The sequence below is a fragment of the Chamaesiphon sp. VAR_69_metabat_338 genome (assembly GCF_031423935.1).
Classification (GTDB): domain Bacteria; phylum Cyanobacteriota; class Cyanobacteriia; order Cyanobacteriales; family Chamaesiphonaceae; genus Chamaesiphon.
In genome coordinates, this window is record NZ_JANPGM010000610.1 from 1 (window position 1) to 6,019 (window position 6,019).

Consider the following 6,019-nt stretch of genomic DNA (forward strand, 5'->3'; position numbering starts at 1 on the left):
ATTATCCCAATGGCCGTTATGTGCCACAACCAGCAGCACCAGTCATCTCTCCCGATCGACAATTAGATCCCCGTGGCCCTCGGTATGCCTGCACCAATACGATTATTGGGGTTCCTAGTGCGGCTCCCAGTGCTATCAACCGCTATACCGGACAACCATGCCGTTAGATAATTGATAGTTGGGGTGTTGAGACGGAAGTCTAAACTCTGCTCTTTTATTGAATATTAGGTGGTAGTTATTGTCAATCTTGGAAGTTGCGATTCTCGATCTCAAACCTGGTGTCGCAGTAGAGTTTGAAGCTGCTTTTGCGGTGGCTTCCAAAATTATTATGGCGATGCCGGGATATATTTCGCACGAACTCCAACACTGTGTAGAAAATCGCGATCGATACATTCTTCTAGTTCGCTGGGAGCATTTAGAAGACCATACAATTGGCTTTCGCGGCTCTCTAGAGTATCAGCAATGGCGTTCTTTATTACATCATTTCTACGATCCATTTCCAACGGTCGAGCATTATGAAATAGTGTAGAGTTTATTGGGTATAGCAACAGCGAAATCCATCCTACTAATTAGTGCGTTTTCAACCAATCTGATATTTGACTCATTTCTGAAAAAATCTCGACGGCACCTGCATCAATTAATTTTTCTTGATGCCCCAGTTGGATATGACTACCACCAGTAAAGCCGATTACTTTCATGCCTGCGGCAACACCGGCTCGAACTCCAGTCAGACTGTCTTCGATAACGATACATCGATCTGGATGTACTTGCATCTGTTCCGCTGCAAATAGAAATAAATCGGGTGCAGGTTTACCACGACCGACTTGTTCGGAACTGAAAATATGCGGTGAGAAGATATCGAGCAGTCCTGTTAATTTAAGCGTTAAATCCAATCGTTCGAGAGAGCTACTGGAAGCTACACATTTCGCTGTGTCTATCGTGGCTAATAATTCAAAAACACCATCGATGGGCTTTAATTCTGATTCAAAAATTTTAGATGTATTTTCTTTGACTAACTTCCAAGAATCTTCAGATACTCGAACACCATGTAATGATTCAATGCCATCCAATACATCTTTGGTGTTTTTGCCAACAAACCGATTCATATAATCACTGAGTTCAAATTCAATGCCAAAGGATCTCAGAGATTCTACTTCCGAACGATTAGCAAGTATTTCGCTATCTATTAAAACACCGTCGCAATCAAAAATAATTAGATCGATCCTCATTTAATACTGCTCGATCGATTCCGATCCAGATAAATCTTTTAGGGTAGGTTGGGTTGCCGAGGAGCGCGCATCCGCAACCCAACCTACGAGGCTTCTGAATTAGCTTACCTTGCTCAAAATTTGAGCGACGACGGTCATTGTTTGTTCGTAAAGCAAGTCCCGACTCCAGCGTTGGAGATATTCAGCAAGTAAATCTTCCGCACTGCGCTCGGCGAGGGAAGTAACTTCCTCAACTCGGGCGGTTTGGGTACCACCGCGCATTTCCATCTGCATACAACCAGCGACTTCCGAACAGAGAACGGTGATGCAGTTGGCTTTTGGATTGGTTGAATTGAGGCGGACACCCATCAGATCGCCAGGAATTTCGCCCATATTCGCAGTAGGCATCGCGGCGAGTTCGGTATGAATTTTGCGTCCGTCGGGGGCGACAAAATCCACCTCGCGCAAGTCATAGTCGCCGCCAGTGTGTTTGTAGCTGACGGGTTGCCATTGGAGGCGACTGGAGAGCCAACCGAGGAACATGATCGCTTGAGCGGGGTTGCCAGCTTCATAATTGATATCCACTCGATCGATTTCGGTGATATCTTTGCGACGCGCTGGGGGATCGAAGGCTTCGGCGGTGAGTTCTTGCCAGCCCGCAATCCTGCGCCAGTTGAGGTCGATGACGGGAATGCCGCGATCGAGGATCTCATGCAGTTGCAATAATTCCGCCTCGCTCTGCCCGAACTCAGCAGAGTCAAAGATCGCCGCATGTACTTTCTGTGCTAGCTGCAAAAATAGCGGCTTGATGGGTGTGGGGGTATCTTTCCACCACAAGAATTGGGGATACTCTGGCACTGCGAGGTTGGCGATACTCTCCGCATTGCGCTCTAAGGCGTCTGGAGTCGCCCGCAAGGTCACGTATTCGCTGCCCACGAGGGAATGCAAGGATTGTTTCTTCATCGGGCAATAGACGGACACCTGAGCGGTAACGCCAGTATCGTCGCTAATGACCGGACAGAGGGTAACGATGCGCCGGGGATTGGTATTAGCGATCGCATCGGTGACTACATAGCCGCGATTGTCTACATCTTTTTCAATCGCGATCGCATGAGTATCGTGGGTCGCGGTAATCCGATTGTGATAAGCAGCTTCGATTTTGCTCATCGTCTCGCGATCGAGTTTACCAGTCCTGGGAAGTTGATAAGCGGTTTGGGCGGCTTTAATTGCCTTGACTTGGGCGGGGCCAAAAATACCATCGATCGGCCCATCATAAAAGCCCAACACTGCTAACATATGCTGGGTTGGTTCTGGCTCGTATACCATCAAGGTAAAGGTCGTAGCTTGAGTAGCCACGATCGCATCTTGGGTTTGGCTCTCTGGTTGATAATCTTTCCAGATTTGGCCTAATTCCTGTTCGATATCAGCGACCGAAACATCCTTCGGCGCACGGAGCGAGACGACTGGTGGGGATTGAGTACTCATCTAGGGGATAGGGAATAGAGGATAGGGAATAGGGAGGAAAATCCCCTCCTCGGAGGGGTGCCCGAAGGGCGGGGTGGGTAGATCTATGCTGCACCAACTTAAGATCGATGCCACTTTCTGCCATCATCATTAATCAGATCTTCAGCAGCTAGCGGCCCCCAGGTGCCCGCTTCATACAGCGAAACCGAATTCGGATCGGTATTAGCTTCCCAATCTGACAGCGCGGGAGTGACGATCCGCCATGCTTCTTCGACTTCATCGGAGCGGGTGAACAGAGTTTGATCGCCCAGCATACAGTCGATTAATAACCTGTCGTAAGCATCGGAAGATTTGACCCCAAAAGCTTCTTGGTAGTTAAAATCCATATTCTCCGTGCGGGTGCGAAGATCGGCTCCAGGCATTTTGGCTTCAAATTGGAGTGAGATGCCTTCATTCGGATAAATCTGCACTGTCAGCACATTCGGATTGGCTTGACGGGAAGCGGATTGGAAAATCAACCACGGCACTTCTTTAAATTGCACGGCGATTTCTGAAACCTTCTTGGGTAAACGCTTACCAGTCCGTAAATAGAAAGGCACGTCTTTCCACCGCCAGTTATCGACCATAAACTTCATCGCCACAAAGCTCGAAGTCACTGATTCGGGTGCGACCCCAGGCTCTTCACGATAGCCTGGTACTTGGTCGCCTTTCATCCAGCCTGCTTCATATTGTCCCCGAATTGCCGATCGACTGAGGTTATTGACATCCGCGAGACGAGTAGCTTCGAGTACTTTGACTTTTTCGGTGCGAATCGAGTCGGCGTCGAGGGAGTTGGGCGGTTCCATCGCGGTGAGGCAAAACACCTGCATCAGGTGGTTTTGGATCATGTCGCGCAGTGCGCCAGCGGATTCGTAATACCCAGCCCGATCTTCAACGCCGACGGTTTCGGCGACGGTAATCTGAATGTGATCGATATAGTTGCGATTCCAGAGGGGTTCAAAGATCGCGTTGGCAAATCGCAACACCAACAGGTTTTGGACGGTTTCTTTGCCCAGGTAGTGGTCGATCCGGTACACTTGCTGTTCTTCGCAATGTTGGCGGACGACGCGGTTTAAAACTCTAGCGGAGCTAAGATCGCGACCGAAGGGTTTTTCGATGACGAGGCGATGTTTTTGAGGGTCGTTGAGCATCCCCGCGCTGCCTAGTTGTTTGATGGCTTCGGGGAAGAAGTTGGGGGCGACGGAAAGGTAAAAGACGCGGTTGCCCATAGTGCGCCGCTCGGTATCGAGTTCGCTGAGGAAGGCTTTGAGTTTGAGGTAGCTTTCGGGTTTGTCGATGTCGCCGGAGCAGTAGTATAAGCCTTTGGCAAATTCTTCCCAGGCGGTTTCGTCTTGAATCCCGTTGCCGAATTCTTCGATGCCTTGTTTGGAGTGTTCGCGGAAGTATTCGTGGCTCCAGTCGCGACGAGCGACGCCGACGATCGTAATTTCAGGTGGTAATCTTCGATCGAGTCGCATCTGGTAGAGTGCGGGGATCAGTTTGCGGTGGGTGAGGTCGCCGGAGGCACCGAAGATGGTGAGGATTTGAGGTTCGGGGACGCGTTCTTGTCTGAGTCCGAGGCGAAAGGGATTTTCAAGAAGATCGATCATATCTTATATGATTGGTAGAACGCGAACTGGTGTTTTGGCTAATAAATTTCTGTAGGGTGGATAATGTCCACTATCTAGTGTTCGGGCAATAATACTATGAGTGTGGATATTGCTTGATGTGCTAGTTACTCTTGGTTGACGATCGAGTAGAGTGTTGACAGGGATCGGGTTGTGGTGGTTAGTAAGGCTGAGTCTGGGCTGGGTGTACCTCGCAGTCCTCGGCTGGGGGAAGCTGTCGCCTCCCCCAGACCCCCACCAAAGGTTCGACTTGTGTGTAGCGCGGTGCGGCATTCGCTCCACCTGAGATTTTAGTTATAAGTTACTAAGTTGGATTTAGTAGCAAATAGGGTTTTACACGATCGCTAAGTAAAACTATCCCCTATTCCCTATCCCCTAACTACACTGGCATCAACGCTTTTACTTTACCATCCAAAGACTTCATCAACGAGTCGAAGGGTTTGACGAATTTGTCGATGCCGTCGATGAGAAGTTCGCCCATGACGCTATCGAGATCGATATTCACGTCGGGATCTTTGAGGCTGGCGATGAGGCGGTAGGCTTCATCGACTCCGGCTTCGATCCGGCTGGCGGGATCGCAATGGTCGGCACAGGCTTCGATCGTGTTGGGGGGGAGGGTGTTGACTGTGTCATTACCGACGAGTCCATCAACGTACATGACGTCGCTGTAGCTGGGATCTTTGGTGCCGGTGCTCGCCCAGAGGAGGCGTTGGACGCGTGCGCCTTTGGCAGCAAGTTGTTGCCAGCGATCGGTGGCGATAATTTTCTTATATTCTTGGTAAGCGATTTTGGCGTTGGCGATCGCGATTTTGCCTTTGAGGGCGGAGAGTTTTTCGGTTTTGGTGGCGTCGGTGAGATTTTTGAGCAGGTTGTCGAGTTTACCATCGATGTTGGTGTCGATCCGGCTGAGGAAGAAGCTGGCGACGGAGGAAATGTTACTGATGTCTTCGCCTTTGGCGGCGCGAGCTTCTAAGCCACGAATATATGCCCAGGCTGATTCGACGTAACTGGCGACGGAGAACAGGAGGGTGACGTTGACGCTGGTGCCTTCGCTAATCATCTGTTCGACGGCGGGTAAGCCTTCGGGGGTGCCGGGGATCTTGATCATCACGTTGGGACGACCGATTTCGCCGTAGTAGCGACGGGCTTCGCTGATGGTGCTGGCGGTATCGGCGGCGATGGTGGGAGGGACTTCGATGCTGACGTAGCCATCGATCCCGTTGGTTTTGTCGTAGACGGGGCGCAGGATGTCGCAGGCTTGACGGATATCGGTGAAAATCAGGGATTCGTAAATATCGTTGAGGGATTTTCCGGCTTTAATCCCTTCTTCAATCTGCTTGTCGTAAATGGCGTTACCGGCAATCGCTTTTTCAAAGATGGCGGGGTTGGAGGTGATCCCTAAGACGCCGCGCGTGTCGATTAGTTGGGCGAGTTCGCCAGTGGTGAGGAGATCGCGGCTGAGATTATCCATCCAGATACTTTGGCCGTATTCTTGCTCGATCGTCAGTAAGGGGTTTTGGGCGGTTGATGACATAATCGATCGTTACTCCGGTAATGATGGTTGATGCTCTCGACCCAGCGGTGATGCCGAAGATGAGTCTTTGGTGGCTCACGCCAATCGATTCGAGCTGAAAAATAAGCTATCGAAAAGATGTTATTTGGCAGTACTCAATAATTTGG

Annotated in this window: 5 protein-coding genes; 1 reads left to right on the top strand and 4 read right to left on the bottom strand. The window is 50.2% G+C overall.

The genetic code is table 11. The annotated features are described in order from the left end of the window. Positions 1-238 precede the first annotated feature (238 nt). Positions 239-529 (top strand): antibiotic biosynthesis monooxygenase, encoded by a 291-nt coding sequence (locus RMO84_RS16830; RefSeq protein WP_310489590.1) that lies wholly within the window; start codon positions 239-241, stop codon positions 527-529. A 40-nt stretch (positions 530-569) separates the two neighbouring features. Here the strand turns inward: RMO84_RS16830 and RMO84_RS16835 are convergent, their stop codons facing one another. The 4 genes from RMO84_RS16835 to tal form a co-directional block, all read right to left on the bottom strand. Beyond that, positions 570-1,229, bottom strand: a complete 660-nt coding sequence (locus RMO84_RS16835; protein ID WP_310489591.1) for an HAD family hydrolase — start codon at positions 1,227-1,229, stop codon at positions 570-572. A 99-nt stretch (positions 1,230-1,328) separates the two neighbouring features. Further along, complete coding sequence (gene opcA, locus RMO84_RS16840; protein WP_310489592.1) at positions 1,329-2,693, bottom strand: glucose-6-phosphate dehydrogenase assembly protein OpcA; 1,365 nt, start codon at positions 2,691-2,693, stop codon at positions 1,329-1,331. A 98-nt stretch (positions 2,694-2,791) separates the two neighbouring features. Beyond that, positions 2,792-4,321, bottom strand: a complete 1,530-nt coding sequence (zwf, locus tag RMO84_RS16845; RefSeq protein ID WP_310489593.1) for a glucose-6-phosphate dehydrogenase — start codon at positions 4,319-4,321, stop codon at positions 2,792-2,794. Between the two features lie 397 nt (positions 4,322-4,718). Then, on the bottom strand, positions 4,719-5,873 hold the full coding sequence (gene tal, locus RMO84_RS16850) for a transaldolase (protein ID WP_310489594.1): 1,155 nt from the start codon (positions 5,871-5,873) through the stop codon (positions 4,719-4,721). Between the last annotated feature and the right edge of the window lie 146 nt (positions 5,874-6,019).